General features: G+C 67.3%; 17 protein-coding genes. 10 read left to right on the top strand and 7 right to left on the bottom strand.

The genetic code is table 11. The features are described from left to right. Positions 1-129: 129 nt before the first annotated feature. Both A5688_RS05310 and A5688_RS05305 read left to right on the top strand, forming a co-directional pair. On the top strand, positions 130-1872 hold the full coding sequence (locus tag A5688_RS05310; RefSeq protein ID WP_067913365.1) for a molybdopterin-dependent oxidoreductase: 1743 nt from the start codon (positions 130-132) through the stop codon (positions 1870-1872). A gap of 98 nt (positions 1873-1970) precedes the next feature. Further along, positions 1971-2246: a hypothetical protein gene (locus A5688_RS05305; protein ID WP_067913353.1), complete on the top strand. Its 276-nt coding sequence runs from the start codon at positions 1971-1973 to the stop codon at positions 2244-2246. 15 nt (positions 2247-2261) lie between these two features. Here A5688_RS05305 and A5688_RS05300 read toward each other — a convergent pair whose 3' ends face one another. Both A5688_RS05300 and A5688_RS05295 read right to left on the bottom strand, forming a co-directional pair. Beyond that, complete coding sequence (locus tag A5688_RS05300) at positions 2262-2690, bottom strand: type II toxin-antitoxin system Rv0910 family toxin (RefSeq protein ID WP_067838878.1); 429 nt, start codon at positions 2688-2690, stop codon at positions 2262-2264. 110 nt (positions 2691-2800) lie between these two features. Further along, complete coding sequence (locus A5688_RS05295; protein WP_067838875.1) at positions 2801-3358, bottom strand: hypothetical protein; 558 nt, start codon at positions 3356-3358, stop codon at positions 2801-2803. Between the two features lie 224 nt (positions 3359-3582). Between A5688_RS05295 and A5688_RS05290 the strand changes: the two genes are divergently transcribed. After that, entirely contained in the window at positions 3583-5412 is a 1830-nt protein-coding gene (locus A5688_RS05290) for a DUF4407 domain-containing protein (RefSeq protein WP_067913350.1), read from the top strand. A 7-nt stretch (positions 5413-5419) separates the two neighbouring features. Here A5688_RS05290 and A5688_RS05285 read toward each other — a convergent pair whose 3' ends face one another. Next, positions 5420-6250 (bottom strand): DAPG hydrolase family protein, encoded by an 831-nt coding sequence (locus A5688_RS05285; RefSeq protein ID WP_067838869.1) that lies wholly within the window; start codon positions 6248-6250, stop codon positions 5420-5422. Next, positions 6250-7590, bottom strand: coding sequence for an FAD-binding oxidoreductase (locus tag A5688_RS05280; protein ID WP_067913347.1), 1341 nt, complete (start codon positions 7588-7590; stop codon positions 6250-6252). The genes A5688_RS05285 and A5688_RS05280 overlap by 1 nt, the downstream gene beginning before the upstream one ends. A gap of 21 nt (positions 7591-7611) precedes the next feature. Here A5688_RS05280 and A5688_RS05275 point away from each other — a divergent pair, with 21 nt between their 5' ends. Further along, the gene (locus tag A5688_RS05275) at positions 7612-8403 is read left to right on the top strand and encodes an IclR family transcriptional regulator (RefSeq protein ID WP_120312476.1); all 792 of its coding nucleotides are present in this window, start codon (positions 7612-7614) and stop codon (positions 8401-8403) included. A gap of 240 nt (positions 8404-8643) precedes the next feature. Here A5688_RS05275 and A5688_RS05265 read toward each other — a convergent pair whose 3' ends face one another. The 3 genes from A5688_RS05265 to A5688_RS05255 all read right to left on the bottom strand — a co-directional run bounded on the left by A5688_RS05265 (position 8644) and on the right by A5688_RS05255 (position 11922). Next, positions 8644-8931 carry an ANTAR domain-containing protein gene (locus tag A5688_RS05265; protein ID WP_067838856.1) on the bottom strand — a complete coding sequence of 96 codons (288 nt, stop codon included), beginning with the start codon at positions 8929-8931 and terminating at the stop codon, positions 8644-8646. 239 nt (positions 8932-9170) lie between these two features. Beyond that, on the bottom strand, positions 9171-10535 hold the full coding sequence (locus A5688_RS05260; protein ID WP_067838853.1) for a wax ester/triacylglycerol synthase domain-containing protein: 1365 nt from the start codon (positions 10533-10535) through the stop codon (positions 9171-9173). A gap of 130 nt (positions 10536-10665) precedes the next feature. Continuing rightward, a complete protein-coding gene (locus A5688_RS05255; RefSeq protein WP_207546605.1) occupies positions 10666-11922 on the bottom strand; it encodes a CaiB/BaiF CoA transferase family protein in 1257 nt (418 codons plus the stop codon). 249 nt (positions 11923-12171) lie between these two features. Here A5688_RS05255 and A5688_RS05250 point away from each other — a divergent pair, with 249 nt between their 5' ends. The 6 genes from A5688_RS05250 to A5688_RS05225 are packed head-to-tail and all read left to right on the top strand — an operon-like array spanning position 12172 to position 17742. Then, positions 12172-13035, top strand: a complete 864-nt coding sequence (locus A5688_RS05250; protein WP_067913341.1) for a mycofactocin-coupled SDR family oxidoreductase — start codon at positions 12172-12174, stop codon at positions 13033-13035. Between the two features lie 43 nt (positions 13036-13078). Beyond that, entirely contained in the window at positions 13079-14068 is a 990-nt protein-coding gene (locus A5688_RS05245; protein WP_067913338.1) for a thiamine pyrophosphate-dependent dehydrogenase E1 component subunit alpha, read from the top strand. 4 nt (positions 14069-14072) lie between these two features. Then, positions 14073-15083 carry an alpha-ketoacid dehydrogenase subunit beta gene (locus A5688_RS05240; protein WP_067913335.1) on the top strand — a complete coding sequence of 337 codons (1011 nt, stop codon included), beginning with the start codon at positions 14073-14075 and terminating at the stop codon, positions 15081-15083. Then, positions 15076-15312 (top strand): biotin/lipoyl-containing protein, encoded by a 237-nt coding sequence (locus A5688_RS05235; protein ID WP_067838837.1) that lies wholly within the window; start codon positions 15076-15078, stop codon positions 15310-15312. The genes A5688_RS05240 and A5688_RS05235 overlap by 8 nt, the downstream gene beginning before the upstream one ends. Before the next feature lie 19 nt (positions 15313-15331). Next, complete coding sequence (locus A5688_RS05230) at positions 15332-16204, top strand: enoyl-CoA hydratase-related protein (protein ID WP_067838834.1); 873 nt, start codon at positions 15332-15334, stop codon at positions 16202-16204. A gap of 8 nt (positions 16205-16212) precedes the next feature. Continuing rightward, positions 16213-17742, top strand: coding sequence for an acyl-CoA synthetase (locus A5688_RS05225; RefSeq protein ID WP_067913333.1), 1530 nt, complete (start codon positions 16213-16215; stop codon positions 17740-17742). Positions 17743-17802 lie beyond the last annotated feature (60 nt).

The following is a 17802-nucleotide window of genomic DNA, read 5'->3' as shown; positions in this document are numbered from 1 at the left end:
GTTCTTCCCGATTGACTCCAATTTATCCAGGCTCATTCGTGTAATTTCGGCCGCGTGACGAACACCGTTGATTCCGCGGGGACCGGTGGAGGGCGAGCGGCGCAGCAGGGCTCGGTATCGACGCTGGCAGTGGGCACGCCCCTGACGTCCATCCCGGACTACCGCAACGAGATACACACCGCCGAAGACGTCATCGATGTGGAGCACTACGGTGGCGGCTTCGACCTCACCAGGCGGGCCACCGCCCCGAAACTGCGCATCGGCCGCGACCGGTGGTTCAACCTGCTGTGGTTGATCCCGATCGGCTTTGCCGTGCTGATCGCCGGGATCGCGGTGGGCAAAGGCCTGCACAACGTGCCCGCGGTGCAGTCGTTCCTGCACCGCTACCCCGGTTCGGACAGCGCGGGCGTCCCCCAAGGCCTGCCGGCCTGGATCGGCTGGACGCACTTCTTCAACCTCTTCATGATGATGTTCATCATCAGGACGGGGATCCAGATCCTCTGCGACCATCCCCGGCTTTACTTCAGCCGCAACGCCACCCCGGGTAAGGACGAGTGGCTGCGGGTGGGGCCGCCGGTGCCGGACGACGAGCTGTGGACCGCCAACGCCGACACCGTCGCCCTCCCGCCGCAGTTGGGGCTACCGGGGTTCCGGCACTCCATCGGCCTGGCCCGGTGGTGGCACCTGGGCGTCGACGTGTTGTGGCTCGTCAACGGCGCGGTCTTCTACGTGCTGTTGTTCGCCACCGGTCAGTGGCGCCACATCGTGCCGACCAGTTGGGACGTCTTCCCCAACGCGGCGTCGGTGGCCATCCAGTACCTGTCGCTGGACTGGCCGACCGACAACGGCTGGGTCGCCTACAACGGTCTGCAGCTGCTGGCGTACTTCACCACCGTCTTCATCGCCGCCCCGGCCGCGCTGATCACCGGCCTGGGCATGTCGCCGGCGCTGTCCCAGCGGGTCCACTGGCTCAGCAAGCGGCTGAGCATCCAGCACGCACGCTCGCTGCATTTCGTGGTGCTGGTCTACTTCCTGTTCTTCATCCTGGTGCACGTCACGATGGTTTTGACGACCGAGGCCCTGCGGAACCTCAACCACATGTTCGCCTCCCGCGACGACAACAGCTGGGTGGGTTTCGGCATCTTCGCCGCGGCAATGGTGCTGACCGCGATCGCCTGGGTGTGGGCCACGCCGTTCACCATCAAGCACCCCCGCGTGGTGCAGCGGGTCGGGTATGCCCTTGTGGGACCGTTCCAGCGGGTGCTCGAGCGGTTGGACCCCAAGCCCGGCGCGTTCACCGAAAAGGACATCTCGCCGCACCACTGGCGCAACGGCCGCCTGCCGGAGACGGTCGAGTACAAGGAGCTGGAGCGCGACGACTTCAAGGACTGGCGGCTGCGCGTCTACGGTCTGGTCGAGCACCCGATGGAATTCTCGCTCGAGGACTTGATGGCGCTGCCCTACCACGAGCAGATCAGCCAGCACTTCTGCATCCAGGCGTGGTCGGGCGTCGCCAAATGGGGTGGCGTGCAAATGAAAACGATCATGGACATCGTGAAACCGCTTCCCGAAGCCAAATGGGCCGTCTTCTATTCGATGGGTCTGGGCGCCACGGGCGGCATTTACTACAACGCCCATCACATCGGCCAGATGGACCACCACATGACGATGCTGGCCTACAACATGAACGACCAGCAGCTCCCCTACATGCACGGCAGACCGCTGCGGCTGCGCAACGAATTGCAGCACGGCTTCAAACTGGTGAAGTGGATCAAGGGCATCGAGTTCGTCGCCGACTACCACGACATCGGCAGCGGTTACGGCGGCTACAGCGAAGACCACAAGTACTTCGGGCGGCACCAAACACTCTGAGTTTTCCGCGTCACCTCGGCGAAGTCGTTTCTCCGGACGGCCTTTTGGGTAGCACCAACACATCGGCTGAAACGGATGTGACAGCAGAGGAGACGGCCATGAGGCACAGCTTTGTCGACCACCATCGGTCCGCCGACCGGCACCCGCGAGAATCGGCCGCGGCGCGAACGCCCGGGATCCTGGTGGTCGCGGCGGCCGCGCTGGCGTTCGCGGTGTGCGTGACCGATTTCGCCCTGGGTGAGGCCGGGGCGGGCGTGGACGCCGCGATCATCTCCATGCTCGCGTTCGGGGCGGGGCTGTCCTGGCTTGCGATGGACCGCAGGCGGATTCGCGACGCGGAGCGGGAGTGGGTGATCAACCACCAGGCCCGCTAGCGCCGCAGTGGGCGATTATTGCAGGGCCGCGAGGTTGTTCACGGACTTCTGCACATCGGAGCGCAGCACCCGCGCGACCAGTCCCCCGACCGGCCCGCTGAGCAGCCCGCCGCCCAGATCGGCGGTGAGGTGGAAGGTCGATCCCGGGTGGTCGTCGGCGACGGTCATCGCCACCGTGAGGCGGATACCGCCGCGTCCGCGACCTTGCAGCTCAATGGCTTTCGGCTCGTCGTACCGGGTGACCTCCCAGTGGATGACGTTGCGGAAGCCCTTGACCTTCACGCACGACGACACACAGGTGCCCTTTTCGATCGTGTCGGGCACCGGTCCCCGCCACCCGGCGAAGATCGTCATCCACTCGTCGAATCGGTCCAAGTCGGACGCCAGCTTCCAGGCCGCTTCCGGCTCGACCTGCGACGATACCGAGACATTTACACGGGCCAACGTTTTCCTCCCCTGGCGATGACAAACGCCGTCACCTCGCGCACCGGCGACAAACGCACAACCCTGGCTGGGTACCCCGAGGCCCTCGCGCGTATTCGTCGCCGGCCCGCTCAGGGCCAGGCCTGGTCCAGTTGATGGGCCACGTCGATGATTTGTGCCGCCTGTGACTGCGGCGTGTCGATCTCGGTGGCGACGTACTGCGCGATGAACCGCCGGATCTCACCGTCGACGCCGGCCAGGATCCGCAGCACCTCGCCGCGGATCGACTTCGACGAGACGTTGACGGTGATGTCGGATGGCCGCGGTTTGGCGACGTCGACGATCAGCAGCAGCGGTTCGGCCGCGCGCGCCGTCGCGCGCAATTGGATGTCTCCGGAGACCATGAAACGCTGCTTGTCGAGCCACAGGTCGACCAACAGGTCGATCGAGAGCGGAATGTGGATGACGAAGGTGATGCTGTCGCCCAGCCGGCGCGTCACCCTGGGGTCTTGAATCTTGACGTTGGCGCTGACTTTGGCGATCCCGCCGGGCCCCTGCGCGATCGGCTCCATGGCGAACTCACTGCCGGCTATGTCGGCGAATGCGGCAGCGACCCGCTCGGGGGTGACGGCGACCTCGAAGAACCTGCGACCAAACTCCTCGTAGGTGACATAATCGTGATTCGTCATAGGCTTATACCGTCTCATGTCACCTGCCTGAACGGTCGCTGATCTGCTCGCGTCGCAGAATTCCGCGTCGGATCCAATTAACCCCGGGCCAGCAAACCGATCGATGCCCGCGGATGATCTGCGTCGATTCCGCGGGTTTGTGAAGCGCGCCACAGGCGGGGTGCTTCGATTCGATGTGTCGGGCGGTGGCCTGCAAGCTTGATGGTGGAGGTGTTTTCAGTCTCATGCCCCAGGAAGTAACGGAGCAGAGCCCGGGCCTGGCCCGGGCGTCGGGGGTGCTCATCTGGCTCGGTGGCGGACACCGGCGCGAGCTGGGTGAGCGTCACGAACGGTCCACTCACGCCGTCGCCGGCGCGGTGACATTGTTGGGTGCGCTGCTGGCCTGGCTGGTCGCGACCCTGGCCGTGAGCGGGTCGGTTCACTTGCCGCTGCCGGCCGTCGTGTCGCTCACCCTTGTCGTCGGTCTGCTGGTCGGCGCCATCACCCACGGCACGATCCCGGGGCCCGAGCGGAGCCGCCCCGGCGTCGTGGGGCGCGTCGCGGTGGCGGCGGCGGTGGGCGTCGTCGTCGGTGAACTCGCCGCACTGGTCCTTCTTGCCAGCTCGATCGACCACCGCCTCGACGAACGGGCGTTGCGCAACGCCGAATCGGCGCCGGCCGTGGCGCAGGCCTCGGCGTCCCTGCAACAGACCAGGGGCGCCCGCACCGCACTCGACGGCGCCGTCGCGCAGGCCCGTGACCGCCAGGACCAGGCCTTGGTCGTTGCCCGCTGCGAGTATCACCCCACACCCGGCTGCCCGCAGACCCGGATCACCGGTGATCCCGGCGCCGGGCCCGAAACACGCTCGGCCAACGAGCTTCTCGCCGACGCCCAACACGAGCTGGACACGGCTCTGGCGGCGCGGGACAGCCGCGCACCCGAGCTGGACGCCGCGATCTCGCGACAGGAGCAAACCCTGCGCGACGCACGCGACGGCGTCGTCGCGAATTCCGGCCGGGGTCTGGGCGCACGCTGGGTCGCCATGAATGACCTCACCGCGGCCGACGCCGGGGCAATGACCCTGCGGCTGTTCACTATCGGGGTGTGCGTGCTGCTCTACCTGGCGCCGCTGATCCTGGCGCTGTGGCGCGGTGAGACAACGCACGATCGCCACGCCACCTCGCGCGCCCAGCGCGAACGCGCCGAACTCGACGCCGACACCGCCATCGCGGTCAAGCGGGCCGAGGTGCGCCGCGAGGCCGAAATCCTCTGGGCCGAGCACCAACTGACGCAAGCTCGGCTGGCCATCGAGGCGCAGACCGAGATCGACCGCGAACAGCAACGCCGCCGGGTCTCCGAAGCCCTGGGGGCTCCGGTGCATGCGCCGTCGCAGCGGGCGTTCGAGCCGGGCGACGACGACGTGTATCTGCCGATCGCCGCCGAAGCCGAGGCGGCCAGCCGCGCGATCACCCAACTGCCCGTGCCGGAGCCGGCCCCGGGCCTGGCCACTCCCGAAACCCCCGAGGTGACGGAGAACCTGCCCGCTCCCCTGCCGCCGGGCGGCGAGGTCGAGCCGCACGAAGAACGGAATGCCCCGTTGATCCCCTCGATTCCGGAAGCCACCAAGGCGGCGGCCCGCTGGATTCGCCCGTTGGTGCCACCCTTCGTGGCGCGGGTGATCGACACCACCACCCAACCGTTGCGCACCGCGCGCCAGGTGTTCGAGGGCGTTCTCGAAGAAACCGAGGAGATCACCTTCACGCTCAAGCGCACCCGCAAGGTGACGGTCAACTCCGAGGCCTCAGACACCCAGCTGTCCGGGCAACCCGCCGGCGCCGAGCCACCCTCGGTATCAACGGATTTCGTCACCTCGTCGCGCCAACGCCCCGGCACGCGGGCGCACCGCCGGGTGACCGGTCGCGATTCCCGCTCGGCCCTGCCCCGGCGGGCCGCACCTGACGCTTTGTCGGTGGAGTCCGCGGAAGGCGGCGGTCGGCGGGCCCTGACGAAGCGGGACGGGCCGCCGGAACTGGGTCCGCCCGACGGCCCACTCCAGCTGCCGCCATCGAAATAGCCTGTCGCTATTCGGAACCGAAGGCTTCGTAGAGTTCGGGCAGAAAACCGGCCAGGTGGTTCATCTCCTGGGCGCAATGCACCATCAGGTTGCGGGCGCTGCTCGCCGGGTCGCCGAGCACCCGCGCCGCGATCGGGCGCACCGCCCGGGATGCGACGCCGGGGACGCGACGGACCGCGATGTGGCGCCCGCCCATCCAGAATCGTGACCGCATCTCGGCCCCGTTCGGGGTCTCTCGGACATGGTGGATGAACCATCCGACGTCGACCGGGACGTCGCTGGAGCCCAGCCGCGCGCAGATCGCCACCGCAGCGTCGCTGTCGGGGGGACAGCCCAGGTTCGCCGGATCGATGAATTGGATTGCGCCGTTGAGCATCGCCGAGCCGATGTACTCGCTGATCAACGACCAGCGACCGATGTAGCGCGCAGCGCCCCGGCGGCCGGCGGCCTCATCGTCTTGGCCGTTGTTCGCCTGGCCCTTCCAGGCGGCGCGAAGGTGCGCCCGCGGGTGCCACAGCTTGTACCGGCGGGAGTCGCAGCCGTGCCAGCCGAACCACCACGACCACATCGCCGGAGTGACTCCCGGCATGTCGGTGCGTACCGACACGTGATAGCCGCCGTCGTCGAGCACCCCGTAGCCGTTCTCGGTCTGCTGGTAGCCCTCGTCGGCGACGCTCGCGGCCTCCTCGAATGCCACCAGCGCCATGGCGCCCTGCGGCCCGTGCTGCAGCGCCTCGACCACATGTGTTGGCAGCGAGGCCATTTCGGGGTTGAAGTACTTGCCGAACGGTGTCTTTGCGTCGTCGCCGCGATATCCCAGATATGGGTCGCCGGACATCAGAGTCGTCCCATCCAGCTGTTGAACAGGCCGTCGGGATCGTATTTGGCGCGAACGCGATCGAGCTTGGCCATGGCGTCATCGCTGGCGAACCGCGCCGGCCGCCGGCCCAGGTTTTCGTCGGCGAGCTGGATGCCCAGGGCGAATTCGGACATCGCGGCCATGTTCGACCGCGCCCAATCCGCGTACTTGTCCTCGTCGGCCGGGTCTTTCCACGAGCCGTAGAGGGCCAGGTAGATGTCGCCCTCGATGCTGTAGGCCATGTCCTGGCGGGTCGGGCACGGCCCCCAGTTCAGCCAGAGAAAGTGCGCCGGGTGCGGGGGCATCGTGTCCAGGATGGTCCGGATACCGGGGAGCAGGTCTTCGGCCGGTGCCGACGTCCACATGTTGTCCACCGCATAGTGATGGTCGGACAGGTAGTGGCTCATCGCGACGTCGTACCAGGTGGGCAAATCGGTTGGCATGTAAGGGACTTTGACCAGTGCCTGCTCGGCGACGGGGCAGGTCCCGAACAGTGCCAGGGCCTGTTCGGCCTCCTGGTCGGAGTCCGCGAACGCCGGCGAGGCGAACGAGATGACGGGTTCGGTGATGCCCATGTTCGGTTCACCGCGCGACGCGACGGCCTGCAGCTCGACCCGGGGGTCGACTTCGGCGCTGACCGCGCGGGCCCAGGTGAAGACCTCGTCGGCCAGGTCGAACGGATAGACGTAGACACTGGTGCCGCAGGCCGCCGGCCGCGGATACAGCTTGAGGTAGAACGACGTGACGACCCCGAAGAAGCCCGGACCGGCCCCGCGGGCGGCCCAGTAGAGGTCGGGATGATTGTCCTCGTCGCAATGGATCTGCTCGCCATCCGCCGTGACGACGTCGAGGCCGATGACGCTCTCGCAGGCCGGGCCGTAGATCCGGCTGTTCCAGCCGTATCCGCCCTGCAGCAGGTACCCACCCAGGCACACACCCTTGCAGTGGCCACCGGGGAAGAAGAGGTTCTGCGCTTCCAGGTCGGCCATCAGCAGGCTGCCGCCCTTGCCCGGACCGGCGACGGCCAAACCCCTGTCGGCATCGATCGTGGCGTGGTCGAGGCGGCTGAGGTCGAGCAGCACCGACCCGTCGCGCAGGTGGCTGGCCGCGAAGCTGTGCCCTCCGGACACGATGCTGACCCGCAGGCCGTTGGCCTTGGCGTGCCGGATACCGGCGACGATGTCGTCGGTATCGACCGCCTGCACGATCACCTCGGGGCACCGGTCCGGCACCCGCTGGTGCCACACGGTGGCCCGGCGGGCGGCCTCGTAACCGTCGTCGCCGCGAAAACAGTGCCGTCCGGCCGGTAACACACCCATCTGGAGCTCCCTTGATCCGTGATGCGGTCCTTTGCGATCCGTAATGCGGATCACTATAGTGGGCATGTGCCGCCAACGGGGGAAAATTTGCCAACTGGTCGCGACGAGGGCATCCAGGTTTTACGTCGCGCCGCCGCCGCGCTGGACGAGATCGCCGCCGAGCCGGGGCACCTGCGGCTGGTCGACCTGGGTGAGCGACTCGGGCTGGCCAAGTCGACGGCCCGCCGTTTGCTGTTCGGCCTGGTCGAAGTCGGCCTGGCCAGCGTCGATGCGCAGGGCCGCTTCTCGCCGGGCGAGCGCCTACTGGGCCTCGGCAAACCCGACGGAGCTCAGGTCTCCGCGATCTTCCGCCCGACCATCGAACGCGTGGCGTGGGCTACCGACGGCGAGACGGTCGACCTGTCGATCCTGCGCGGGCAGCGCATGTGGTTCGTCGACCAGATCGAGTCGTCACATCGGCTGCGGGCGGTCTCGGCGATCGGAGTGCGCTTCCCGTTGGAATCGACGGCCAACGGAAAAGCGGCCCTCGCCGCGCTCGACGACGCCGATGCCGAGGCCGTGGTGACCCGGCTCCGACCCGAAGACGCGGACCCGCTGCGGGCCGAGCTCGCCGAGATACGACGCACCGGCATCGCGTTCGACCGCGACCAACACACCCCGGGGATCTCGGCCGCGGCCGTCGCCCGGCGGGCCGTCGGCGGCACCGTCGTCGCCATCTCGGTGCCGGCGCCCACGGAGCGCTTCGCGGAAAAGGAACAGCGCATCGTCGATGCGCTGCGCGCGGCCGCCGACTCGCCGGCCTGGACACGCTAGGCGCGCCCGGTGCGCGGCACGACTAGCGGAACAGCCGGATCCCGTAGTCGATTTCGGGCGCCGGCGGATTGACCGCGCGCCGGTTTCGCCGGCGCCGCACACCCCGTCCCCGCGTCGGCCACTGCAACCTGAGCCGCAAGGCACTGACTTCCGTGCGCGCCGTCGGGTCGATGTTGTTGTAATTGGAGACGGCCGGGTTACCCCTCGAAAGCTCGGCCGCCCCAACGTCTTGATGCGCGCTCAACCCGTCAGGGCGGCGGATTTGAACAGCGGACCCCATTCGTGGCGGGCCGCGGACTGCGCGTCGACGAAGCTGGGAGTCTTCTCACCATCGCCGGCCAGGTGGACCAGCGCCCACGCCATCGCGAACACCGGCACCTTGTGCCGTATCGCCGCGCTGTGCAGTTCATCCAATGCGGCCTCGGAAGGACACCGGCGAAGTCCGATGAGGATGCCCCGCGCGGTGTCGAGAATGCGACCGGAGTTCGGTCCGCATGAAGTTTGGGCAGGAACCCAGTTCGTCGTCATGCTGTGTGATACCTCCTGCTGCGCCCTCGCGGAACCGCTACACGCATAGCGGCAGGAATTCGTCTGCTTCGTCGCGGCCGCAATCCCCAAAAGGCGCCCTGTGCAATGATTTGCGGATCCCCCGCGTTGTGCCAGTCCGCCACTGACATTGATATGCGGCTGTGACCGTTTCGGAATCTGCTGCTCACCAACGACTCCCGCACCGCGCAAGGCCGGTGCTCGAACACGCGGATGCCGAATTACGTTGCCAAAGAGAGCAACTCGTCGAAGCCGCCGACAATGGCGTCATGGAAAACGTCATAGTCGGGAATCGCGGTGGTGTCGATGTTCAAACCGAGCCCGCAAGTATCGACATAGGTGAGCAGGGTGATGTTGACCGCCGCACCGATGGTGGGCCCGAACGCGTACTGCGCGCGGACCGCGGCACCGCCGAGGAACACCGGCACGGGAACGCCCGGCACATCGCTGGCCACGAAATCCACGTGCCGCAGCACCGAACCGATGTACCACCGCGGCGCCAGGTTCAGCACCCCGGCGATCAATTGCGTGTAAGGCAGCGATCTTTCGTTGCGCACCGCGGCGGTGCGCTCCCGTATCGCCTTGATCCGCTTGGCCGGATCGGGCTCGCCGACGGGAATGTCGAAGCGCATCAGCGTGATCCGATTCCCACCGATGTCGTCGTCTTTGGTCCGCAGGCTGATCGGCATCGTGATGTGCAAGTCGCCCACCGCCACGCCGTGTTTCTCGTGGTAGATGCGCAGGCCGCCCGCGACCCCGGCGACGAAGGCGTCGTTCAGCGCCCCACCGCAACGGTGCGCCGCTTCCCGAAGCGGCCGCTTCGGCACCTCATGCACCCCGAGACGCCGGATCAGGCCGCGATCCGTCGCCAAGCATGACCCGGGTCGGTTGATCGGCCGGACCGTTCGGTAGACCGATGCCGCGGTGGTCGCCGCGGACCTGATGGTCGCGACGGGCCGCCGTACCCCGTCGTACATGACCCGTGGCACGCGGGTGGCCACGCCCGCCAGGGCGCTGTTGAGCAAGCCGGTGTCGTAGCGCACGGCATCGCGGTAGCCGCTCAGCGGCGAGGACGCCGCGACCTGTGGCTCGGGCGGCATGGGTTCAAGGGGGTAGATCTCCTCGGAGAGATCGAACAGGTGCATCGCGATCTGGATTCCGCCGACCCCGTCGGTGAGCGCGTGGTGAAATTTGCAGATCACGGCCGCGCCACCGTTTTCCAGACCGTCGATGAACGTCGTTTCCCATAGCGCGCGGGCCCGATCGAAATCCTGCATCTCGGCCACTCGCGCCACTTCCAGCACGTCGTCGAGGGTTCCGGCGCCGGAAATGGTTTCCTTCCGCAGGTGGTAATCCAGCTCGAAATCCCGGTAATGCTCCCACCGCGGCGGAGCCGGCGGGGGTGACTGCACCACCCGCTGCCTGAACATCGGCAGTTTGCGGCTGATCAGGTCGAACCGCTTGCGCACCTCGTCCCAGTCCGGAGTTCGGTCCAGGAGCACGACGCTGACCACGGTCGATCGCAGCCGCGGGTCGCTCTCCATCGCCCAGGTGAACGCGTCGCTTGCGCGCATGAATACAGCCATATCAGTGCTCCTTGCACCGAACGTACGACTGCGGGCGCTCTGGGTCACCCGGTTACCGGCAGGCGATGACTTTGGTCCTCACAGATTGCGCCTTTCGTCGACTCCCCCGGCTCCCCTGGACAGGGCCGCCCTACAGGATCGCCTTGCTGTCCTTCGCCCTGGCGATGTCGTCCCAGTCGACGTCGAGTTCCAGCAAAATCTCCTCGGTGTGTTGCCCGTGCTCCGGGGCGCGCGCAGGAGACGGTGGAGTCTCGTTGAATTGGACTGGCGCGGCGACGATTCGGTACTTCTCGCCGTGGTCGTCGACGTTGGTCACCACGTATCCGTTGGGTTCCACCTGCGGATCGTTCAAAGTCTCCCGGGGCGTCGCCAGCGCACCCCACACGCCCGGCTCGTCTTCGCGCACCGCCTGCCAGTGCGCGAGGTCGTGACGGGCGAAGGTGTCGGCCAGCAGCTCGGTCGCCGCCGCCGCGTTGGCGATCAGGTTGGCCGACGGGACGAACCGCTCGTCGTCGGCCAGTTCCGCCAGACCCATGCGCCGGCAGAAGCCCACCCAGAACTTGTCGGGCTGCAGGAACACCAGCTGGATCCACCTGTCGTCCTTGGTCTTGTACCGGTTGACGAGCGGATTGATGGCCAGGCCCGGCGGGGCGCCCGGGATCCCGTCGATATCGAAGAAGTCGGCCGCCGAAATCGACGGCGCTATCGACCACATCGCCTGCGCCAGCAGCGACGAGTCGACGATGCTCGGTTCGCCGGTGCGCTCCCGGTGGAACAACGCGGCGCAGACGCCCCCGGCCAGCGTGGCCCCGCCCTGCAGGTCACCGAAGCCGGGCCCCTGGACGGCGGGTGTCTCGCTGCCGAAGGGCGTGAGCGTGTATGCGACCCCACCGCGCGCCAGGTACGTCGCCGCATCGAATCCGCCACGATCGCGATCGGGTCCGCGGACGCCCAGCCCGGTGCCGCGCGCGATGATGATGTTCGGGTTGAACGAGCGGATGTCCTCTACGGTCAGCCGGGCCCGTTCGAGCGCACCCGGCAGCCAATTGGTCAGGAACACATCGGCACTGGCCAATAGCCGCCCGAACAACTCGCGACCGGTGTCCGTCTTGATGTCGATCGCGATGCTGCGTTTCCCGCGGTTGCCCAGCTCGAGGATGAAGTCGGCATCCGGGCGGGCCGCTTGCCGGGTGAATCCGCCGACGACCAGTGCGCGCCCGGGATCGCCCGCGGTGACGCCCTCCACCTTGATGACGTCTGCGCCCCAGTCCGACAGCGCGGCACCGGCGGAGGGCACATAGGTCCACGAGGCCAATTCGACGACCCGCACCCCGTGAAGGACTCCGCCGTGCACGTCAGCCATCGCCAAACCCTTCCTCGCGTCCATTCCTTGCTATTTTAGATATTCTAGCTAGTCTTGGGCGTAGTGATAGCCCATCTGCAGGTCAACGCAGTTTTTCGTGGAAGAGATGCGATGGAGCCGACCGAAGGTCTCATTCCGACGCCCACCGCGATGAACGCGTGTCGTGGTACCGCAACCGGTCGATTCAAAACCCGCTGCAGATCAGTCATGGCACCGAATGGCGTTGGGCCCCATCGCGGGTCGTGATGTAGACAGACGGACGAAGGACGGGCGATGGGCAGAGTAACGGGCAAGGTGGCCGTGATCAGTGGCGCCGCGCGCGGTCAGGGCCGTTCACATGCGCGGATGCTGGCCGCCGAAGGTGCGGACATCATCGCCGTCGACCTCTGCACGGACATCGACACCAATGAGTATCCCCTGGCGCGCCCGGAGGATTTGGACGAGACGGCGCGGCTGGTGGAGAAGGAGGGGCAACGCGCCTTCACCGCGATCGCCGACGTTCGCGACCGCGTCGCCCTGGCCGCGGCCATCGACGAGGGCGTCGCCGAATTCGGGCACCTCGACGTCGTGGTGGCCAACGCCGGCATCTGCCCGCTGACGGCGGGCCTGCCACCGAAGGCTTTCGCCGACGCGGTGGACGTGGACCTGGTCGGCGTGCTCAACCTCGTGCATGCCAGCCTCAAACACCTGCAGGCCGGCGCGTCGATCGTCGTCATCGGTTCCAACGCGGCCTTCATGTCGTCGATGAACACCACCGGCATCGACGGCGGCCCCGGCGGGGCCGGCTATGCCTTCGCGAAACTGGCTGCCGCACACTATGTCAACGACTTCGCCCTGGCGCTCGCCCCGTTCTCCATCCGGATGAACGCGGTGCATCCGACGAACGTCAACACCGACATGCTGCACAGCCCGCCGATGTACCGGGCATTCCGGCCCGACCTGAAGGAGCCCACCCGCGAGGACGCCGAACCGATCTTCCCGTTCGTGCAGGCGATGCCGATCCCCTACGTCGAACCCGAGGACATCAGCGAGGCGGTGCTGTTCCTCGCTTCCGACGCCGCCCGCTACATCACCGGCCAGCAACTGCGGGTGGACGGCGGCGGCTTCCTCAAGGTCAAGCCATGGTCGGGCGCGTGACGACGGCGGCCCCAATCCGACCGCACCGCAACGGGATTACGCGATGACCGACGATGCCGCGATGCAAAGGCGCCTGTATGAGCTGATGGTGCTGATGAAGGCGGCCGACGACCGGCTGTCCAAAGGGATCGGCACCGGGGAATTCATGTGCGTGTACTGGCCGTCGCGCGGCCAGGAGGCGATCGCCGCCGCGATGGGCGTCGCGCTGCGGCCCGACGATCAGCTGGTGACCACCTATCGCGGGTTGCACGATCTCATCGGCAAGGGTGTCCCCCTCGAAGAGATCTACGGCGAGATGATGGGCCGCACCGTCGGCGCCGGCCGGGGCAAGGGCGGCACCATGCACATCGCCAAACCCGAAGTCGGCGTGATGCTTTCGACCGGGATCGTCGGCGCCGGTCCCCCGGTGGCGGTGGGATTGGCGATGGCCGCCAAGCGCAAGGGGCTCGATCGGGTGACCGTGGTCAGCTTCGGTGACGGCGCCACCAACACCGGCTCCTTCCACGAAGCCGCCAACATGGCCGCACTCTGGGACCTGCCCATGGTGTTCGTCTGCCAGAACAACCTGTACGCCGAGATGACACCGACCCGCGACACCATGCGGCTCGAGCGGGTGGCCGACCGCGCCGCCGGATACGGGATGCCGGGTGTCCGCGTCGACGGCAACGACCCGCTGGCGGTCAAAGCCGCGCTCGACGATGCGCTGCGACGGGCCCGCGGCGGCTCGGGTGATAAAGGCCCGACCTTCATCGAATGTGTGACATTCCGCTTCCGCGGCCACTATTTCGGCGACCGGGCCCCCTACATCCCCTCCGAACAACTCGAAGCCGCGATGGCCGCCGATCCGGTGCCGCGCTTCCGCGCGCACCTCGCCGACGCCGGCTTCTGCGATGAAGACGGCCTCGCGCGCATCGACGACCAGGCGCTGGCGACGGTGGAATCCGCGCTGCAAACGGTGATGAGCGCGGACTCCCCGTCGGTCGACGAACTCGACCGGGACGTGTACGCAACTCCGATCAAATTCCCGGTGTAGAGGCATGGACGAAAAAGAGATGACGATGCGCGAGGCGCTGAACCTCGCGCTGGATCAGGCACTGCAGGCCGACAAGCGGGTGTTCCTGCTCGGTGAGGACATCGCCGATCCGGGCGCCTCCGGCCCGACCGCTGGGCTGTCGACGAAGTACGGCCACGAACGCGTCCTCGACACACCGATTTCGGAGGCCGCGATCCTGGGCGCGGCGATCGGCGCCGCCATCGACGGTCTGCTGCCGGTGGCCGAGATCATGATCATGGACTTCATCGGCATCGCCGCCGACCAACTTATCAACAACGCCGCCAAACTCAGGTTCATGACCGCCGGACGCACCTCGGCGCCGATCACCGTGCGCACCCAGGTGTACGCGGGGCTGGCCACCGGCGCGACGCATTCGCAGAGCCTGGAAGCGTGGTTCATGCACATTCCCGGGATGAAGGTGATCGTGCCGTCCACCCCGCGCGACGGCAAAGGCCTGCTGACGTCGGCGATCTTCGATCCCGACCCCTGCCTGTTCATCGAAACCATCCGGCTGCAAGGCAAGAAGGGGCCCGTCCCCGTCGAACCCGGCTTCTCGATCCCGCTGGGCCTGGCCGACATCAAGCGGTCCGGCACCGACGTGAGCCTGATCGGCTACGGACGCTGCGTGCACGACGCGCTCACCGCCGCGGCCACCCTGGACGAACAGGGTGTGAGCGCCGAGGTCGTCGACCTGCGCACCCTGGTGCCGCTGGACGTCGAGACCATCATCGCCTCCGTCCGGCGCACCCGCCGGGCCGTCATCGTCCACGACGCGGTCCAATTCGCCGGTCCGGGAGCCGAAGTCGCCGCGATCCTGCACTCGGAACTGTTCGGCGAACTCGCCGCGCCCGTCGAGCGGGTGGCCGCGCGGTTTGCGCCCAACCCGGCCGCGCCGGCGCTCGAAGCGCAGGTGTATCCGTCGCCGGCGCGCATCGCGGAAGCGGCGCTGCGCACTTTGGGAAGCACGCTCGAGAAGGCGAAGGTGCATGGCTGACTTCGTCATTCGCATCCCCCGGGTGTCGGTGGCCGTCTCGGAGGCCGAACTCACCGGGCTGCTCGTGGGCGCCGGTGAGCACGTCGAAGCCGGCACGCCGATCTACGTGATCGCCACCGAGAAGGTCGAGCAGGAGATCGAAGCGGGAGCGTCCGGCACCGTGCGCTGGACGGGCCAGGTCGGAACCACCTACGACATCGGCGCCGAAATCGGCGTCATCACGTCATAACGGAGAAAGGTAAGGCCCCATGGATCTCAACGAGACCCGCGAGAGAATCATCTACCAAAAAGAAGGCCCGATCGCCCGCGTCACGCTGAACTGGCCGGAGAAGGCCAACGCCCAGGACCAGAAGCTCGCCGAAGAGGTCGACGCCGCGCTGCTGGACGCCGACCGCGACTACGACATCAAGGTGCTCATCCTCAAGGCGAACGGCAAGGGCTTCTGCTCGGGACACGCCATCGGCAACAACGCCGTCGACTACCCGTCGTTCGTGGAGAACGCGATGGTGACGGGCCACCCGTGGAAGGCCCAGTCGGACCTATTCGTCAAGCCGACCCTGAACCTGTGGGAGTTCTCCAAACCCACCATCGCGCAGGTGCACGGCTACTGCGTGGGCGGTGGCACGCACATGGGCCTGACCACCGACATCGTCATCGCCGCCGAGGACGCCTACTTCTCCTACCCGCCGCTGCAGGGCTTCGGCATGCCATCGGGCGAATGCTCCATCGAGCCTTGGGTGTTCATGAACTGGCGCCGTGCCGCGTACTACCTTTTCACCGCCGAGGTCATCGACGCCAAGAAGGCCCTCGAGGTCGGCCTGGTCAACGAGGTTGTGCCCCGCGACCAGCTCGACGACCGCGTCGAGGCGATCGCCCGGCACATCGCTCAGGCACCGTTGACGACACTGATGCTCACCAAGGCCAACCTCAAGCGGGCCTGGGAGCTGATGGGCATGCGGGTGCACTGGCAGAGCTCCAACGATCTCGTCGCGCTCGCCTCGATCAGCAAGGACGTGCAGCAGCTGATCCAGACCGTGTTCAAGGACAAGGTCCTGCCCTCCGAACACGCCCGCCGCCAGGCCGCTGCCGCCACCCAGACCGACGGCGCCGCAGCAACATAGGGCCACTGGTGAACATCGCCGATCACGCGATCGCAGCCGCACAGTCGCCGGCCCTGGTCACCGACGGCGGCACGATCTCGTTCGGCGAACTCCATGCCCGCAGCCAACGGGTCGCCGCGGCGCTGCACGAGGCTGGACTGCGCCGCGGCGACGGCGTGGCGCTGGCCCTGCCCAACAGGCCGGAGTTCTTCGAAATCACCTGGGGCGCTCAGCTTTCCGGCCTCTACTACACCGCGGTCAACACCCACTTCCTCCCTGAGGAGGTCGGTTACGTGATCGACGACTCGGACGCCAAGGCGGTTTTCGTCGACGCGTCGATGCCCGACCTCGCCGCACACATCCGTGACGCCAATCGCGCCGTGGTCGCCCGCATCGCGGTCGGCGGTGTGATTCCCGGCTGGCGGTCGTACGAGGAGGCGCTGGCGACGGCGGGCCCACCCCCACCGGTCTCGGACGGGTCGGAGATGCTCTACTCGTCCGGCACCACCGGGCGGCCCAAGGCGGTGCGACGACCACTTCCCGTCGACGGCAACGGATCCTGGGCGCAGTCGGTGCTCGAGATGGCGCTGATTCATAAATACGGGATGCGCTCCTCGAGCGTGTACCTGTCCCCCGCGCCGCTGTATCACGCGGCCGGAGTGAACTACACCATGGCCGTCAACCGGGTGGGTGCCGCGTCGATCGTCATGAAAAAGTTCGATGCCGAGACGGTGCTGCGGCTGATCGAGACCCATCGGGTGACCCACGCGCAGTTCGTGCCGACGATGTTCGTGCGGATGCTCAAGTTGCCCGCGGCGGTCCGGGAACGCTATGACGTCTCGAGCCTGCGCTGCGTCATTCACGCGGCGGCCCCGTGCCCGGTCGATGTCAAGCACCGGATGATGGAGTGGTTCGGACCGATCATCCACGAATACTACGGTGGCACCGAGGGTTTCGCGGGAACCACGATCGGGCCGCAGGACTGGCTCGCTCATCCCGGCTCGGTGGGTATCCCGATGGCCCCGGTGCACGTGGTCGGCGAGGACGGACGGGAACTACCCGCCGGCGAATCCGGCGAGCTCTATTTCGAAGGCGGCCCGGACTTCGAGTACTTCAAGGATCCCGGCAAAACCGCATCGGTGTACAACGACCGCGGGTGGCGGTCGCTCGGCGACATGGGCTATGTCGACTCCGACGGGTTCCTGTATCTCACCGACCGGTCGACGTTCACCATCGTGTCCGGCGGGGTCAACATCTACCCGCAGGAGGCGGAGAACCTGCTTGTCATGCATCCGAAGCTCCTCGACGCGGCGGTATTCGGGGTCCCCAACGACGAATTCGGCGAAGAGGTCAAGGCCGTGGTGCAGCCGGCCGACGGCGTGGCGCCCGGGCCCGAACTCGAGGCAGAACTCGTCGCGTACTGCCGCGCGCACCTGGCCGGGTACAAGTGCCCGCGCACCGTCGAGTTCGACACCCTGCCGCGCGACCCGAACGGAAAGCTCTACAAGAGACGCATCCGCGACCGCTACTGGCAGGGCCGGGCGTCGCGGATCTTGTGAGGCGACACAGGGGATGACGAGATGGCGATAGGAATGGGCAACGAGACGTCCAACGCGCGA

The organism is Mycobacterium mantenii (assembly GCF_001667865.1).
Taxonomy (GTDB): Bacteria; Actinomycetota; Actinomycetes; order Mycobacteriales; family Mycobacteriaceae; genus Mycobacterium; species Mycobacterium mantenii_A.
This window is presented reverse-complemented; position numbering and strand designations above follow the sequence as displayed.